The organism is Blautia sp. SC05B48, assembly GCF_005848555.1.
In the GTDB taxonomy this organism is placed as follows: domain Bacteria; phylum Bacillota; class Clostridia; order Lachnospirales; family Lachnospiraceae; genus Blautia_A.
On record NZ_CP040518.1, the window covers coordinates 1,451,684 to 1,468,546 of the forward strand.

Sequence of the window (16,863 nt, forward strand, 5' to 3'; positions counted from 1 at the left end):
TTTCCACGCAAAATCATAGGAAATACAGGCAAAAAAGTATCTTATTAAATGCAATTTCAAATTACACAGCACAATATGCACTTAAAATATATGGAATATTCAGCTACTCCAGTAAAAGCCCAAATTCTTTTAACAATTTCTTCTGGTATTCCGGATCTGATGCCGATTTTATAATATCAGACGTTCTGCCCAGCTCAGCAAGGCAGAGGATCAAACTGTTAATACTATGTTCTCCCTGTTGCATTCCCTGCTGTATCCCCTGCTGTATCCCCTGCTGCATTCCCTGCTGCATTCCCTGCTGCATCCCCTGCTGCATCCCATCCTTTATTCCATCCTGCATTCCAATTCCATAACCTTCATCATAGCCATCCTGTAAACTTTTTCTTATCTTTTCCTCGATCTGATCCTGTATGATCCGATTTAATGCTTCACACATACAATCCGCCTCCCTGAATTTTTCCTCATTAGCCCTTACGATCATCTGCATGACTGATTCGTACAAAGGATTTTTCTGCTTTTCTCTGTATTCATTGAGAAGTCGTTTCATATCTTTCTTATCTTTTATTCTATCAGTCAGACTTCTCAGCCACAGATTTTTCTTCTTCGACAACTGTTCCGTTACAATAACCTGGATTGGGATCTTAGACCCTGTTACGTAATAAATTCCCTCTTCTATCTTTTTTATCCGGCATTTCCAAAACTCCCTCAAATGCCGGAGCATCTTCCGGGGATATGCCCTGCTTACCAAAGAGATCGTAATCTCCTCAATTGGGATTTCATCCTCAGTTACCGTATCTGCTTTATAAAAAAATGCATATCCGCACACCTTATAAAAATCATTGATGCTTATATAATCCGTCGGACTCTTATACTCAATGATATTATATTTCCGGAAGATCCTTCCGATGTTTTTATTAATGGGGATATCGGTCTTCTTTTTGATCACAAGCGCATCGATCTCCATTGGTTTCGTCCCAAGCTGATGCTCATTCTCAAAAATCAGATTCTCCTTTTCTGACTCCAGTTCTATCTGGATATCAGCAAAAAATGCAGGATGCCACTGCCGCAGATTAGAGCTGTTTGTTCTGTTTTTGTTTACGATCATACACGACTCCTCTATTTTGATCTCAAGGAGCCTCATCTGAAAACTCCTGCTGAAAAATGGAAAAAGCATGAATTTTCTGAGATGACAGGCAATCTGCCTGATATATGAAATGTAATAGAAAAATAAGATTATTTTTAGAAAATATGCTTTTACAGCATTTCCATAGAATCCCGGAACTGCTTTTTATTTTTGATAAGATCAGCTTACCACAATATGGTCTGTACTGCAAGCAAATCATTTCGACAAAATCCGTACAGTACTTTTTATATTACTGTTCACTCCGTTCTCAGTAACACGCTTCGCGATGCCAGTGAACAGTAATCTTTTTATTACTATAAAAAAAGCCACATACGCTCCCAAAAAATCCTTGGTCACAGTATGCAGCTTATTCAATCATCCACGATCACGTTATTACGATCCATACCGCAATTTACACCTGATCATTCAGCAGAACCTTCTCCATCCAGAAGCGCCTTATAAATATCCCGCTTGGAAACACCACGATCCTTGGCAGCAAGCTTCATGGCATCCTTCCTGGAATTCCCCTGCTGCTCATACATCGCCACATGCTCCGCAATGGAAATCTCCTCCCAGGAAGCACGCTTCTCCGCCTCCATCTCACTGCGGCTCCTGCCCTCGATCACGAGAACACACTCACCCAACGGCTTCTCATCTTTATAAAAATCCATCAGATCATCGATCGTAGTCCGGAATGCCGTTTCATGCTTCTTGGTCAGCTCTCTGCAAAGAGTCATCCGGCGGTTGCCAAGCGCCTCTCTGAGCTCACCAAGGGTCCTTACAAGCCTGTGAGGCGCCTCATACAGGATAATAGTCCTGGTTTCACAGGAAAGCTCCTCCAGGATTGTTTTTCGTTCTTTCTTATCCGCCGGAAGAAAAGCCTCGAAAGCAAAACGCCTGGTATGCAGGCCTGACAAAGTCAGAGCAGTGATGCAGGCAGCAGGACCCGGAAGTGAAGTCACTTCAATTCCGGCTTCATAGCACATGGCGGCAAGCTCCTCCCCGGGATCCGAGATACCCGGAGTACCTGCATCTGTGATCAACGCAATGTTTGTACCTGCCAGCAGCTTTTCCACAAGGACATGGCCCTTATCTATCTTATTGTATTCGTGGTAGCTGGTCATGGGGGTTTTTATATCAAAATGATTCAGCAGTTTTATGCTGTTGCGGGTATCCTCCGCAGCGATTAAATCCACTTCCCGAAGGGTTCTTAGTACTCGAAGGGTGATGTCTTCGAGGTTTCCTATGGGGGTGGCACATAAGTATAGTTTTCCGTTTTGTTTCATATTTGCCTCTTTTCTCGCTTGACCGCGGGGAGTTTTTTTCCACTTGGCCGTGGGGGTTTCCGCTTGACCGCGGGGATTTGTTTAAGTTTGGAAGCTTTGAAAACCGCAAAGGGGCCGCAAAGCCGCGCCCCCTCTGCACACCCCTTGGGCTTTTTTTTAGTAGTGCAAGGGATTCGTTGTTCTTATTTGTTGACTTGTGTCTGTATGCTTCGGTATTCAGCGCGCTACGCTGTGCCGATGTTGTTTTATTTCCTCACTTTCTCCGTGATTCACTTCTGGCAAGGTGTCTGTATTCTTCGGTATTCAGCGCACTACGCTATGCCGATATTATTTTATTTCTTCACTTTCTCAGTGATTCACTTCTGGCAAGGTGTCTGTATTCTTCGATACTCAGCGCGCTGCTCTATGCCGATATTATTTCATTTCTTCACTTTCTCCGTGATTCACTTCTGGCAAGGTCTCTGTATTCTTCGATACTCAGCGCGCTACTCTATGCCGATATTATTTCATTTCTTCACTTTCTCTATGATTCACTTCCGGCAAGGTGTCTGTATTCTTCGATACTCAGCGCACTACGCGCTGCGATCTCTCGCTTTGAATCTCAGGTGAGGGGAGGCAGGCTGCTGGTGGTGACGTTAGCGGAGCCCCCGTCAGCGAGGTGAGGATAGCTGCTGCCACCGAGCGCACTGTTTGAGCGAAGCGAGTTTGCGCGAATGGCAGCAAACCGGCGCCGCAGCCGAGCAGGGGGCGCAGCGTGTCACCACCAGCAGCCTGCCTCCCCTCGCCGTCCCTTCACCAACCGAAGTACCACAGCCACCCAATCTCTCACAACCAACCAAACAACCAAACAAACAACCAAACAAACAACCAACCAGGCAGCCTCCCTAAGCCACAACATCACAACATTCACACCATCCGATACAACTCCAAAACATCCTCCGTATAAACCCCCGGCCGCTCATAAACCACCAGCGGCCGCTCAACCCGAATCCTGGAATTCCCGCCCTTACAAGCCTCGATCAACACCATATTCGGCTCCTTATCAATAAAAGGATACACCAGCTGCATCCTCTTAGGCTCCAGCTTATACTTCGTCAAAGTCGCCATCAGCTCCACAAGCCGAAACGGCCTGTGCACCAGAAAAAACCGCCCCCTGTCCTTCAGGACCCGGGCAGCCTGACAAGCCACATCATCAAACGAACACAAAATCTCATGCCTCGCGATCGCCTTCGGAAGATGCGGATTCGTCAACCCATGCTGCCCGATCATATACGGCGGATTACACGTCACCACATCAAAAGAAGCCGCCCCAAAAATCCCGGCAGCCTCCCTGATATCACCCTCAACGATCCGAACCCTGTCCTCAAGACCATTATACCTCACACTACGGTCAGCCATCTCCGCACACTCATGCTGGATCTCCAGCCCCGTGAAATGCTCCCCATCCGTACGATCAGAAAGCAAGATCGGAATGATCCCCGTACCGGTCCCCATATCCAGAGCAACCTCACCCCTCTTCACCCGGGCAAAGCCAGACAACAGAACCGCATCCATCCCAAAGCAAAACTTCTTCGGATCCTGGATCACAAACAACCCATTCTGAAGATCATCCACACGCTCACCGCAATAAACCAGATCACTTCTCATTCGGCTTCGAATCTCCCTTTTTAACCTCTTTCTCCTCGTGGTCAGCAGAACCGGCACCACCCTTACCCTTTTTTCTCTTAGGGCGGAACCTCAGATCACGGACCGGAAACTCCTGAATCTCCTTCTCGTCATTCACCTCAACCACGATCTTAACCATCTGCCGGAGAACATTCACACTCTGGACCGTACCCGAAACACCCTGCGGCGTCGTCACAATATCACCGATACCCGGAAGATTCCGGTTCAGCTCCTCATAAGTCTCCTGCTCATTCTTCAGACAGCACATCAGACGACCACAGACACCGGAAATCTTCGTCTGGTTCAGAGAAAGATTCTGCTCCTTCGCCATCTTAATGGAAACCGGCGCAAACTCCGAAAGATACGTATGACAGCAAAGCGTCCTTCCACAGATACCAATACCGCCAAGGATCTTCGTCTCATCACGGACACCGATCTGACGAAGCTCGATCCTGGTCTTAAACACAGACGCCAGATCCTTAACCAGCTGTCTGAAATCAATACGGCCATCCGCTGTAAAATAAAACAGCACCTTGTTATTATCAAAGGTATACTCCGCATCGATCAGCTTCATCTCAAGCCCATGCTCACGGATCTTCTTCTTGCAGATCTTAAAAGCCTCTTTCTCCTTCCGGCGGTTCTCAGCCTCATGGTCCTCGTCCTCCTTCGTTGCAACACGGAGAACCTCCTTCAGCGGATGGACCACCTCGTCCTCCTTCACGCTGCGCGGCTCCAGGACAACACGGCCATACTCCACACCACGGGCAGTCTCCACGATCACATGATCGCCGACCTTCACCTTATAATTCTTAGGATTAAAATAATAAATCTTACCAACGTTACGAAATCTGACTCCAACTACCTTTTCCATTCTATTTCTCCCTAATTGTCAGGAACAGGAGCTCCAGGGCAAGTTCGAGATTAACATTGGCACGGAGACGCACCTTCGTCTTCTCCAGTGCCTCAAGGATTTTTTCGATATTCTCATAAGAACGCTCGCTGGCCTGCTCTCTGATAAAATTAATCTCCTGTTTAAAAACCAGGTTGTCAATTTCCCTTGTTGCCTTAAACATCAGAACATCGCGGAACCAGAACTGGAAAATATCCAGATAATCATTGATATTATTCTTATCAGCAGTCAAAGTCTTGATCGCCTCTGTCAGCTCATAAACCTCCATGGAATTGGCATATTTCAAAATCTTCAGGGCATTGGCAGTCATATCCGCAAACTCCTGAGAAGTAGCAGCCTCCTTCGCCTTGCCGATACTGCCCTGCGCATAAGACGCATCGATCTCAGCCTGATAATCCGGCACCTGAAGATGCTCCATCAGATATTCCTTCACAAGACTGTCATCCACCACCTTCAGATCCAGACGCACACATCTGGAACGGATCGTAGGAAGAAGACTGTCGATATTGCTTGTCAGCAGCATGATCACCGCATATTCCGGCGGTTCCTCGATAGTTTTCAAAATGGCATTCTGCGCCTGCACCGTCATCATCTCCGCATCCGGAATGATGTAGATCTTATACGGACTGCAGTACGGCTTGATATCCACATCACGCACAACCTGGTCACGCACCTCGTCAATGCTGATGCTTCCAGGCTTCTCATGAGTTACTGTAATGATATCCGGATGATTCTTGCCGATCACCTTCTTACAGGAATCACAAGTCATACACGGTTCAGACTCTCCCGATTCACACTGCAGTGCTGCCGCAAAAGTCCCCGCAAGAAGCTTCTTGCCGGATCCCGGTTCCCCTGTAAAAATATAAGAGTGGGATACCTTCCCTGTCTCTATCGCATTCTTCAAATGCCTGATTATATCGTCATGGCCGATGATGTCATGAAATCCTGCCATAAGAATCACCTCTTTCTGCCTTTTGTGCCCTCCGTTATACCCGGCGGACATCTTTCAACTAATTATAACATAATCTTCTGTATAAAAAAAACTATTTTTCCTTATTGCACAGATTTTATATAATTTACGATCTCCTTCACACATTCATCCAGATTATGATTCTCAAAACGCTTCCATATACCTGCTTTAAGAATATTTTCCTCGGAAAAATCATTCTGGTCTGCCAGAAAACGCCTGCACATCTCCTCGTACTTCGGCACCTCCTGGGTCTTCTCCCTGGCAAGCGCACGCTCCAGACGCTCTCCGTCTTCCACCTCTATATAAACCGGCCACATCACTTCATTACCGTAATACTCCCGGAGCCTCACAAAAGACTCCAGTGTACCGATCCCCAGATAGCTGTCATTTCCCACAGACACCTGCCCGTCATCCGCAGTAAAATATGTCCATGGCCCGTAAACCGTCTGATAAGTACGCGCCTCGATCAGCTTCCCGTTTCTTCGGAACTCCTTCAGTTTATTCTCATCCGCAAAAAAATATTCTCTCCCATTCACCTCTCCATCCCGGATCGGACGGGTAGTATAGATCACAAGCCGCTTAAGCCCCAGCTCCTGATCCCCCTCCAGCTGTCTGTAAATACTGTCCTTACCGGAAGAGCTTTTTCCCATAATGTAAAAAATCTTTCCCATATGTCTCCTCTGCTGCATATGCGTTACTATACACGCTCTGCTCCGTAATACACAGAGCAGTCTGCTGCCACGCACCTCACTCATTTCTCACAACACACACCGTCTCACTGGTCTGGTCGCTCAGGCCCTGGACCTCAAAGCCCTGTTCCAGGTATCTTCTCACATTTTTTACGAAATGTCCAGAAATCTGTTCCCCCGGAACAATCAGCGGGATCCCCGGCGGATAAAGATACGCAAACTCCCCGGACGTCCGTCCGATACACTCATCCAGCGGACACCGCTCACTCTCCGCATCCATAGCCTGGGAGATCCGCATGACCTGCTTCATTTTTCCGTTTTTCAAGGGCACCCTCTCCACAGCCTCTTCTCTGTATTTTAACGATTCACGACGGTCGATCTCTTCAATAGCATCACAAAGCCGCTCAAAACCCTCCGCAGTATCACCCACAGCCGCCAGCGCCAGCACATAATTCTCCGCTTCCATCTCCATTTCCAGATGAAACTCCCTCCGGAGGATCTGATGCAGCTCCCGACCGTTCAGCGAACTGTTCACAGTAGAAAGCAATATCTTGGATCTGTCAAAATCAAAAACTCTCTGGCACTCACAGGCCTGCGGCGTCACCAGCCGGATATACTTACACTCGGAAAGACGCCTGCGTGCTTTTTCCAGATTCTCCGTAAACACACGGAACATCTCATCCCCCTCACGCTCCAGCTTATCCATGCACGCATCAATGCTGCTCATAAGAATATAAGAAGGACTGCTGCTCTGATAGATTCCCAGAAAACGCTTCAGTTTTTGCCGGCTCACCCGATCACTGCACAGATGGAGCACCCCCGTCTGAGTCAAACAGGGCAGCGTCTTATGCACACTGTTGATCACCACATCCGCACCAAGCTGCGCCGCAGACACCGGAAAATAATCCGAAAACCGAAAATGCGCCCCGTGAGCCTCATCAACGATCAACGGCACACCATAGTGATGCGCGATCTCCGCGATCCTCGCCACATCCGACACGATCCCGTCATAAGTCGGCGAAGTGATCAGCACCGCCTGGATATCCGGATTTTCCGCCAGATACATTTCCACACGGCCGGGTGAAATCCCTCCGTTTATCCCCAATTTCGGATCTTCATGTGGATAAATATACGTAGCACTCAGCTCCCGCAGATAAATCGCATGGTAAACCGCCTTATGGCAGTTCCTTGCCACCAGGATCTGTCCCCCCTTATCCACAGCCGCAGACACCGCCGCCAGAATCGCCCCGGAGCTTCCATTAATACTGTAAAAACTCTCCGGCACACCATAAAGCCGTGCAGCATCCTCCTGGGCCCTTTTCAAAATATCCTCAGCATGATGCAGGTTATCAAACCCGTCAATCTCCGTAATATCCCTCTCCACCGGAAAATCCCCCTCCACAGCCAGCGGATTCCTCTTATGCCCCGGCATATGAAACGGATAAAAATCACTCTTACCATACGCTTCCAGTTTCTTGTATAATCTGTCTTCCATAGTTCGTCCTTTTCATCTTAAAAACAAGGAGGGGCTATCACCATACGATATTCCCCTCCATTTTTATCACATTTCTGTCACACCTTAAACCGGTACCCCACACCCCAGATCGTCTCAATATACTGCGGCTTGGCCGTATTAAACTCGATCTTCTCACGGATCTTCTTGATATGCACCGTAACTGTAGCGATATCACCCACAGACTCCATATCCCAGATCTCCCGGAAAAGCTCCTCCTTGGTAAAAACCCTGTTCGGATTCTCAGCCAGAAAAGTCAAAAGATCAAACTCCTTGGTAGTAAACGTAGTCTCCTCACCATTGACCCACACACGCCTGGCCGTCTTATCGATCTTAATACCACGGATCTCGATCACATCATTCTTATGCACATTGGAACCAACCAGCCGGTTATAACGCTCCATATGCGCCTTCACACGTGCAACCAGCTCACTTGGGCTGAACGGCTTGGTCATATAATCATCCGCGCCAAGACCCAGTCCCCGGATCTTATCGATATCATCCTTCTTGGCCGAAACCATAATGATCGGCGTATTCTTCTCCTCACGGACCTGCCGGCAGATATCAAAGCCATCCACCTCCGGAAGCATCAGATCCAGGATGATCAGATCAAACTCCTCCTTCATGGCACGTACAAGCCCCGTATCACCACGATTCTCGATCTCCACCTCAAAACCCGAAAGCTCCAGGTAATCCTTCTCCAGATCCGCGATCGCTTCCTCATCCTCTATGATCAAAATCCTACTCATTCATCGGTACCTCCTGATATTTTCTGAGAACAAAATACATGATCGTTCCGATTCCCAGCCGGCTTGTGGCCCAGACCTTTCCACCATGATCCTCCATGATCTTCTTTACGATGGAAAGTCCGATACCGCTTCCTCCCTTGGAAGAATTCCTGGAAACATCGGTACGGTAAAAACGGTCAAAAATATACGGCAGATCCTTGGCGGCAATACCCTTGCCGTTATCCTCGATCTCCACCTGGATAAAATCACCCACATCCTTCACCCGGAGCTGGATGATCCCCCTTGGCTTCTCCATATACTTAATGGCATTACTCACAATATTATGGATCACACGGCGGATCTGCTCACCATCCGCAATAACCTGCACACCCTTCTCCACATAATTGGCATACACAAGCTCGATCCCCCTGGTCTCCATCTCAAGCCCAAGCTCCTCCGCACAATCCGAAAAATAATCCTCCACATTCAGCTTGCTGAACGTATACGGAATACGGTTGGTATCGATCTTGGAATAAAAGGTCAGCTCATTGATCAGATGATCCATCTCATTGGTCTTATTATAAATGGTACGCACATACCGGTCCATCTTCTCCGGCGTATCCGCCACACCATCCATGATTCCCTCCACATAACCCTTCACCGCAGTGATCGGCGTCTTCAGGTCATGGGAAATATTGCTGATCAGCTCCTTATTCTCCTTATCCATCAGGATCTTCTCTTCCGTGGACTCCTTCAGACGCTTACGCATCTCCTCAAAATCCTGGCAAAGCTGGGAAAATTCATCATTCCCCTCAACCTCCAGCACAAAATCCAGATTCCCCTCCTTGATGTTCTTGGTAGCCTTCTTAAGCTTCACCAGCGGAACCGCAATACTCCTGTAGATCCACAGCCCCACTGACAAAGCAGTAAAAACAAGGATGATCGTTGCGGTCAGGATCATATCCTTGGCCATCAGCTTCACCTGGTTACTGGAAGACTGCGCCAGAGAAATATCATAGACCATCTGGCTGGAGTCCGAAGCCTGGCTGCTGCTCTCCTGCACATGCCTCGCCTGCGTCTGGCTGAACCCGTACAGACTTGCGGAAAAAAGAAGCAACGGCAGCAAGATGATCGCAACGAAGCCCACAATAATACGTGTTTTTAACTTCATCTGTATCTCCGTCCTTTATAAATTCACACATTCACATACACGTATTATAACATAAACTATATTCCCTATCTCTAAATTTTCTATAAAAAAGCCCCCGGTACTGATACTACCGGGGGCTTCACTCTTTATTCTTCTGAAACGATTATTCGTAGCTGTTGCAAAGATACTTCTTCAGAGTCTCAACCTTGTCCAGATGCTCCCATGGAAGATCAACATCTGTACGGCCGAAATGACCATAAGCAGCAGTCTGCTTGTAGATCGGACGGCGAAGGTCAAGCATCTTGATGATACCAGCCGGACGAAGATCAAAATTCTCACGAACGATCTCAACAAGCTTGGTCTCAGAAAGCTTACCTGTTCCGAAGGTATTCACACTGACAGAAGTCGGATGCGCAACACCGATCGCATAGGAAAGCTGAATCTCACACTTGTCAGCAAGACCGGCTGCAACAATGTTCTTTGCAACATAACGTGCAGCATAAGCAGCAGAACGGTCAACCTTTGTGCAATCCTTACCGGAAAAAGCACCGCCGCCGTGACGTCCTGTTCCGCCGTAGGTATCAACGATGATCTTACGACCTGTCAGACCACTGTCACCGTGAGGTCCGCCGATAACAAAACGACCTGTCGGATTGATGAAATACTTCGTATCCGCATCAACCATATCAGCCGGAATGATCGCATCAAAAACATACTTCTTAATATCCTCATGGATCTGCTCCTGAGTAACATCCGGATCATGCTGTGTAGAGCATACAACAGCATCGATTCTCTTCGGCTTGCCAGCCTCATCATACTCAACAGTAACCTGAGTCTTTCCATCTGGTCTTAAATATTTCAGAGTGCCGTCCTTACGAACCTTTGTCAGCTGCTGAGCAAGCTTGTGAGCCATGTTGATGGCATATGGCATATACTCCTCAGTCTCATTGGAAGCATAACCAAACTGAAGACCCTGGTCACCGGCACCGATGGAATCCAGCTCGTCCTCATTCATATCGTCCTCTTTCTGCTCAAGAGCCTTGTCAACACCCATAGCGATATCTGTGGACTGCTTGTCAAGTGATGTGATAACCGCACAGGTATCTGCGTCAAAGCCATAATCCGCATTGTCATATCCGATCTCACGGATAGTATCGCGAACGATCTTCTGGATATCAACATTAGCCTTGGTTGTGATCTCGCCCATAACAAGTACAAGACCTGTTGTAGTAGCAGTCTCGCAGGCAACACGGCTCATCGGATCCTGTGCCATCATAGCATCAAGGATCGCATCGGAAATAGAGTCGCAGACCTTGTCAGGATGACCCTCAGTTACAGATTCAGATGTAAATAAAATTTTCTCCATGATCTTCTCCTTTTGTAATAAAACAATGGTTATATACATAAAAAACAGCCCGTACAATCCGGACTGTTTAAATTCTGTAAACAATCCTCTTATTGTTCGATTGCTCGCTCAGGTTGGCACCTTCCTGGGTTATCCGGGGTTGCCGTGGCTTCATAGATCCTTTGTATCTCCACCACTCTGAATAAAAGGCTATCTTTTATGAAATTTACTGCAACACATACAATATACTTATCATACCAAAATGTCAAGAGCAATTTTCGATAAAAAATATCACCCGCTGCTTTTTCATCCCCAATACGTAAATATTCCAAAAAAAGAACCGGGCATCCACATCGCCCGGTTCTTCCATTGATCATCCTTCAGAACGATCCGTTATTTATTTTTTCTTCTTTCTCTTAACTCCATAAGCTGCACCACCGCCAACAATGATCGCTGCTGCAAGGATTCCAACCCATACGCCGATCGGTGTATCATCGCCGGTCTTTACAGAACGTCTTGCTGTACCGCTGGTATCGTTCGGAGCAGTTCCGCCCGCTGTACCATTATTCGGGATCGGAGTGATCCGATCATTTCCACCATGATTTGCTCCAGGTGTAGCAGTCGGAATCGGTGTCGGCTCGGAAGAAAGACTGTTGGTGATCTCCTTTGTTACAGTATATCGGTTATCATTATTCAGTGTAACCTCACCCTGACCGGTAACTGTATACTTAAAGGTATCATCATCAACCGGATTTCCATCCTTATCCGTCTCCAGAACAGTATAAGTAACACTGTTGATCTCCTGATCCATTGGAAGATCCACCATTACCTGAACACTATCATTCTGTTTCAGAGTCACTACCTTCTCAAGCGTCAGCTCACCGTTACTTTCAGTGGAGAACAAACCTGCATAGAACGTATCATCCACAGTAGAAGCAACACCATCGATCATCACATTCTTCTTAATGTTGATATATCCGTTACGGCTGAATATATCGGAAATCTTTGTATAATAGTTATTTACATAAGCCGCTGCCTCAGTAGCACCACTATCTCCACCGATCACAACCTGATTGGACTTCTCTTCACTCTCGCCATTCAGCTTCGTTACATTGTAGTAGTAAAGATTCTCCTCATCCACCTCGATCTTCGTATTCTGCTGAAGAAGATTTCCATCCTCATCCAGCTCAAATACATAATAGGTGCCATCCGGAACATCCGTCCATGTAGCTGTACCACTGGAAGCATTCTGGATATGGATATCCTTTAAATAATCATCACGGAACGGGATCGTACCTTCCTGATCCGAAAAAACGCCAACCTTATAAGTTACATCCTCTTTCGTTTCCAGAGGAATCACATTGTCGTTCTCATCAACATTATAGATTCTCTTCGTAACCTGGATCTGTGTATGCTGTTTCGTTGAAGTCTTCGGATATGCCTGTACATCATACATCCAGCCCTGCTCCTGATCTGCAAAAGGAACGGAGATCAGCATCGGTGAAACCGCAACACTGCTGTTCGCATCTGTCTGCACCACCAGATACATGCCCTCAGCCAGATCGGTAACAGTAATATTACCCTCTGCATCAGAGGTTCTGGACAGCCCCCACACATCCACGCTTCCGCTGCTGATCATATCTGCCAGCTGCCCTGCTGCTTCATACCAGCCGTCAGCCGTCGTGATGGAACCAAAATCGATTGCTGCGGCAGCCAGTGCCTCATCCAGCACGAAATGCACATTGCCATCAAAATTCACACTGCCAACCTTGTAGATCGTCAGCCCTACATCCGGCAGCGGAGTCTGGTTTCCCTCCTCATCCGCCTGCTGAACCGTCAACGTCAGATTACCTGTTTTTCCAGCTTCATAATCCCCGGCGAAAACCGGCTGCAAAACACTCGTGACCAGCATAGCCGTCAGCATCAGAACAGCCAGAAGGCTCCGGAATATTTTCCCTTGCTTTCTTCTATTTTTCATCGCTCTCTGCCTCCTCTTTCCTTTCTGAAAGCTGCTTCTTTTTCCGTTTTTTGTCCCTATGACGGACGATCAGATAAATCAGCAGGATCAGAACAACAAGCACTGCAGCGCCGCCGGCCAGAACCCTCTTCGGATCCACAACAGCAAGCTTCTGCGGTATCGTTTCGTCATTCTTTGTATCTTCCACCACATATTTCGTCCGCACTCCCCGGACAAGAAGCCTGTGGGTGTTAACTCCATAAGGGGTACACGTGATCAGAGTCACATGATCTTCACCCTCGATAATATCCAGGTCACTGGTCTCATCCGGAAGCACCGTCTTGATCTGATCCACCTTGTAGGCCAGATGCTTGCCAAGAATGTGCAGGATAAAAATATCTCCCTTTTCCATCTGATCCAGATCTGTAAAAAGTTTCGCATTCGGAAGACCTCGATGCGCCGCCAGAACCGCATGGGTGCTCTTGCCTCCGATAGGAAGGCTGGTACCCTCCACGTGGCCCACACCCTTTTCCAGCACGGTCTTGCTCAGTCCGTGATAGATAGCCAGCTTCGCTTTGATCTTCGGGATCTCGATACTCCCCATCAGACCATCACCGTTAGGATCCAGAACCCTGTCATAAGGATGACTCAGCTCATAAGTATCCTCTTCCTCAAAAGCATCTACAATGGCATTCACCGGATGCTCGGCATTATACTCCTTCGCCTCTTTCCACAGCCTGTCATAGTCGTTGTCCGAAAGCTCCGTTACCGCTTCCTCGTACTTACTGACCAGCTGTGCATTACGGTACTGGTTCCACATATCACTGATCGTAGGATAAAGGAACACACCCGCCCCTGCCAGAAACACCAGGGCAATAATGATGTTCAGGACAACATTACTCTTTTTCTTTTTTTTCTTTTTAGCCATAAACTATTTCCTGCGTCGTTTTTTGTTCTGAACAGAATTGATACCGGCAACCAGGATCACCGCGATCACAATTCCGATCACAACACAGAGAGCAAGCATCGGAAGCGTCGGATTGGTGATTCCGGTAACCTTCTTCTCTGCTTTCTGAACCGCCTTCGCAGCCTTCATCGGAACTCTGTGTCCCCTCACCAGAAGTCTGTGCGTATTCACCGCATAAGGCGTACACGTAACCAGCGTTACATAATCATCCCCAGCCGTGATACCCAGAGACTCTGTCTGCTCCGGAAGAACGGTAAGAATCTGATCCACCTCGTAGGCAAGCGTCTTACCTAGCACATGCAGGTAAAAAACATCTCCCTCTTCCACAAGATTCAGATCTGTAAAAAGTTTCGCACTTGGAAGACCTCTGTGTGCCGACAAAATACAATGGGTACTCTTGCCGCCAACCGGAAGACTGCTGCCGAACAAATGACCGGCGCCCTTCTCCAGAGACTCATCTGTCGTGTAATGATAGATTGGAATGCTCACATCGATCACAGGAATCTCCACATACCCCATCATTCCATCACCATTCAGGTTCAGAAGAGACTCATATGTACTGTCCGTCTGGCCATCCCTCACGGAAAAAGCATCCGGCACACTTTCCTGCTTGATCTGTTCGTTATACTCCTGTGCTGCCTTCCACATGCTGTCAATCTTCTCCGAATTATCATCCGAAGAAACACTGCTGCTATAATTACTGATCAGCAGGCTGTCCCTGTACCGGTTCCAGGCATCACTGACCATTGGATACAGCAGTATGGACAACCCTATCAGAAACAGCAAACCAAGTCCAATATAATTTTTCTTCTTATTCTTTCTCATAGGTTTCTCCATACTGTTGTATTACCATTCCGGCCCCCGAAGGGGCCGGGCGGTAATGATTTCTTCAACAGAATAATCAGAAACTATTCTGTCTTAATACTTGCTTTGTCGTTGCTTATAAATAATTTTTGAATTGAATCGATCCGGCAATCAAACGATTACTCCTCAGATCCTTTTCTGCGGCTGATGAAGAAAGCACCAGCAGCGCCAGCCATAACTACAACACCGATGATAGTGAAGAGGTATGTTCCCATGCCACCTGTGGATGGAAGGGAGTTGAGTTTTGTGTTATATTTATTTATTGGATCTGAAATAACATCTGTTGAAGCTTTTGCTTCAGTCACTTTTTCATTAAGTGTTACTGTGACTTTATTTGGAGTTGCATCCAGGCTATATCCTGTAGGCGCTTCTACCTCTTCAAAGTAATAGTCTCCTAAATCTAAGCCTGATACTGTTGCCTCACCCTTCCCATCAGTTACAATAATTCCAATACCCTTTGTATTACCATTTTTAATATCTGTCTTTACATCTGAATTAACAGCCTCTGTCCAACCAGCAAGTTTACCATCGTCTGTCAATTTCGCATATTCTTTTTTACCATTATTCTCTCTGTATACTACAAATTTAGCATTTGGAAGTAACTTCTCACTGTTAGTTTCCTTCTTAATAACTTTGATTGTACCTGTGTACAGATTAACTGGAGTACTGGAGTTTTCAGCCTCACCTACATTTCCCAAAGCTTTGTTTGTTGCTGTAACATCTGTAATTTTTGCCTGATAAGTTACTACTAATTTTTTTGCATAGTAGCTATTTGACTCATTAATTACCAACTCATTATTTACTTTAGCATCAACTGCTGTATGATCAGCTCTATTATCTTTTAAGATAATTGTAAAAGTTCCTTTTCCCATTTCAATCTTGTAATCAGAAACTTCTCTACCATCAACCTTTACATCCACTGCAACATCATTACTATTTTCTGCTTTTACATACTCAGCACCACTAATGATATCTTTTACTGCAAAATATTTATTTGCATCTGTAGGAGTAAATGCTGGAACTTCAGTCTCTACAGTATATGTTTTAATATCACCAATAGCAACTACATGATCTGAATCTTCTTTAACACCTTTATTTATAACTTTAGAACTACGTTTAGCATCAACATCAACATTACCCTCAACAACCATGTTGTCACTAAAACCAACATATGCAGCCATTTCTTTGTAAGTATACCCATTCTGCGCTACTTTAATAGCATAAACACCTGCTTTATCTACATCAATTGGGTTTTTCGTAACTTTATTAGCATCTGTAACATTAACTGCTGCTAATGCCTTTTCAAACTGTGCACTTGTTGCAACCTCTACACCATCATATTTCAACTTCTGTCCGTTATCCTGTGCTGCTTTATTAGCTAACATCTTAATTGCTGTCTGAGCCTCTACATTATTACCAAATTTAGATGTAAAAGCTGACTCTACACCATTTGAGAACTTCCATCCAGTCTCTGTTGTCGTATCTGGTTCAATAACCTGTACGCACCATATTGTTGTATTATCGCTCCCACCAAGACCTAAAGCACCGTCTGACGTTTTCACTGTAATGGTTGCTTTCGTTGTTGCATCATCTGCAAAAACCGCTGTGCACATAGACAGTACCATAACCGCTGCCACTAATAATGCACCAATCTTTTTAAATAAATTTTTCATAAGGTTTGCTCCTTTCTTTCTCT

Annotated in this window: 14 protein-coding genes and 1 riboswitch; all 14 genes read right to left on the reverse strand. The window is 46.4% G+C overall.

Translation table 11 applies throughout. From position 1 onward, the window contains the following. Positions 1-103: 103 nt before the first annotated feature. Complete coding sequence (locus EYS05_RS06665) at positions 104-1,105, reverse strand: hypothetical protein (RefSeq protein WP_138276854.1); 1,002 nt, start codon at positions 1,103-1,105, stop codon at positions 104-106. 440 nt (positions 1,106-1,545) lie between these two features. Further along, positions 1,546-2,409: a 16S rRNA (cytidine(1402)-2'-O)-methyltransferase gene (gene rsmI, locus EYS05_RS06670; RefSeq protein ID WP_044962018.1), complete on the reverse strand. Its 864-nt coding sequence runs from the start codon at positions 2,407-2,409 to the stop codon at positions 1,546-1,548. Between the two features lie 906 nt (positions 2,410-3,315). Further along, on the reverse strand, positions 3,316-4,056 hold the full coding sequence (locus tag EYS05_RS06675) for a tRNA1(Val) (adenine(37)-N6)-methyltransferase (protein ID WP_059086497.1): 741 nt from the start codon (positions 4,054-4,056) through the stop codon (positions 3,316-3,318). Further along, positions 4,046-4,945, reverse strand: coding sequence for a PSP1 domain-containing protein (locus EYS05_RS06680; protein ID WP_118516007.1), 900 nt, complete (start codon positions 4,943-4,945; stop codon positions 4,046-4,048). Before EYS05_RS06680 ends, EYS05_RS06675 begins: the two co-directional genes overlap by 11 nt. A 1-nt stretch (position 4,946) precedes the next feature. Continuing rightward, positions 4,947-5,936, reverse strand: coding sequence for a DNA polymerase III subunit delta' (gene holB / locus EYS05_RS06685; protein ID WP_015526578.1), 990 nt, complete (start codon positions 5,934-5,936; stop codon positions 4,947-4,949). A 101-nt stretch (positions 5,937-6,037) separates the two neighbouring features. Next, entirely contained in the window at positions 6,038-6,625 is a 588-nt protein-coding gene (locus EYS05_RS06690) for a guanylate kinase (RefSeq protein WP_118516008.1), read from the reverse strand. 76 nt (positions 6,626-6,701) lie between these two features. Further along, entirely contained in the window at positions 6,702-8,138 is a 1,437-nt protein-coding gene (locus EYS05_RS06695; RefSeq protein WP_138276855.1) for an aminotransferase class I/II-fold pyridoxal phosphate-dependent enzyme, read from the reverse strand. Positions 8,139-8,215: 77 nt separating this feature from the next. Then, positions 8,216-8,905, reverse strand: coding sequence for a response regulator transcription factor (locus EYS05_RS06700; RefSeq protein WP_015526575.1), 690 nt, complete (start codon positions 8,903-8,905; stop codon positions 8,216-8,218). Next, positions 8,898-10,055 (reverse strand): sensor histidine kinase, encoded by a 1,158-nt coding sequence (locus EYS05_RS06705; protein ID WP_118625737.1) that lies wholly within the window; start codon positions 10,053-10,055, stop codon positions 8,898-8,900. Before EYS05_RS06705 ends, EYS05_RS06700 begins: the two co-directional genes overlap by 8 nt. 142 nt (positions 10,056-10,197) lie before the next feature. Beyond that, positions 10,198-11,400, reverse strand: coding sequence for a methionine adenosyltransferase (gene metK / locus EYS05_RS06710; protein ID WP_022427323.1), 1,203 nt, complete (start codon positions 11,398-11,400; stop codon positions 10,198-10,200). An 86-nt stretch (positions 11,401-11,486) separates the two neighbouring features. Beyond that, positions 11,487-11,588: riboswitch (SAM riboswitch) on the reverse strand. Between the two features lie 188 nt (positions 11,589-11,776). Beyond that, a complete protein-coding gene (locus EYS05_RS06715; RefSeq protein WP_138276856.1) occupies positions 11,777-13,357 on the reverse strand; it encodes a pilin N-terminal domain-containing protein in 1,581 nt (526 codons plus the stop codon). Beyond that, the gene (locus tag EYS05_RS06720; protein WP_114001974.1) at positions 13,347-14,264 is read right to left on the reverse strand and encodes a class C sortase; all 918 of its coding nucleotides are present in this window, start codon (positions 14,262-14,264) and stop codon (positions 13,347-13,349) included. The genes EYS05_RS06715 and EYS05_RS06720 overlap by 11 nt, the downstream gene beginning before the upstream one ends. A 3-nt stretch (positions 14,265-14,267) precedes the next feature. Beyond that, on the reverse strand, positions 14,268-15,128 hold the full coding sequence (locus EYS05_RS06725) for a class C sortase (RefSeq protein WP_243119252.1): 861 nt from the start codon (positions 15,126-15,128) through the stop codon (positions 14,268-14,270). Positions 15,129-15,286: 158 nt separating this feature from the next. Beyond that, positions 15,287-16,840, reverse strand: a complete 1,554-nt coding sequence (locus EYS05_RS06730; protein WP_158293312.1) for a SpaH/EbpB family LPXTG-anchored major pilin — start codon at positions 16,838-16,840, stop codon at positions 15,287-15,289. Positions 16,841-16,863 lie beyond the last annotated feature (23 nt).

Coding starts and splice junctions, on each gene's coding strand:
- EYS05_RS06720 (WP_114001974.1), bottom strand. CDS start 14,264: ATGGCTAAAAAGAAAAAAAAGAAAAAGAGTAATGTTGTCCTGAACATC.
- EYS05_RS06700 (WP_015526575.1), bottom strand. CDS start 8,905: ATGAGTAGGATTTTGATCATAGAGGATGAGGAAGCGATCGCGGATCTG.
- holB (WP_015526578.1), bottom strand. CDS start 5,936: ATGGCAGGATTTCATGACATCATCGGCCATGACGATATAATCAGGCAT.
- EYS05_RS06665 (WP_138276854.1), bottom strand. CDS start 1,105: ATGATCGTAAACAAAAACAGAACAAACAGCTCTAATCTGCGGCAGTGG.
- EYS05_RS06690 (WP_118516008.1), bottom strand. CDS start 6,625: ATGGGAAAGATTTTTTACATTATGGGAAAAAGCTCTTCCGGTAAGGAC.
- EYS05_RS06725 (WP_243119252.1), bottom strand. CDS start 15,128: ATGAGAAAGAATAAGAAGAAAAATTATATTGGACTTGGTTTGCTGTTT.
- metK (WP_022427323.1), bottom strand. CDS start 11,400: ATGGAGAAAATTTTATTTACATCTGAATCTGTAACTGAGGGTCATCCT.
- EYS05_RS06675 (WP_059086497.1), bottom strand. CDS start 4,056: ATGAGAAGTGATCTGGTTTATTGCGGTGAGCGTGTGGATGATCTTCAG.
- EYS05_RS06680 (WP_118516007.1), bottom strand. CDS start 4,945: ATGGAAAAGGTAGTTGGAGTCAGATTTCGTAACGTTGGTAAGATTTAT.
- rsmI (WP_044962018.1), bottom strand. CDS start 2,409: ATGAAACAAAACGGAAAACTATACTTATGTGCCACCCCCATAGGAAAC.
- EYS05_RS06715 (WP_138276856.1), bottom strand. CDS start 13,357: ATGAAAAATAGAAGAAAGCAAGGGAAAATATTCCGGAGCCTTCTGGCT.
- EYS05_RS06730 (WP_158293312.1), bottom strand. CDS start 16,840: ATGAAAAATTTATTTAAAAAGATTGGTGCATTATTAGTGGCAGCGGTT.
- EYS05_RS06705 (WP_118625737.1), bottom strand. CDS start 10,055: ATGAAGTTAAAAACACGTATTATTGTGGGCTTCGTTGCGATCATCTTG.
- EYS05_RS06695 (WP_138276855.1), bottom strand. CDS start 8,138: ATGGAAGACAGATTATACAAGAAACTGGAAGCGTATGGTAAGAGTGAT.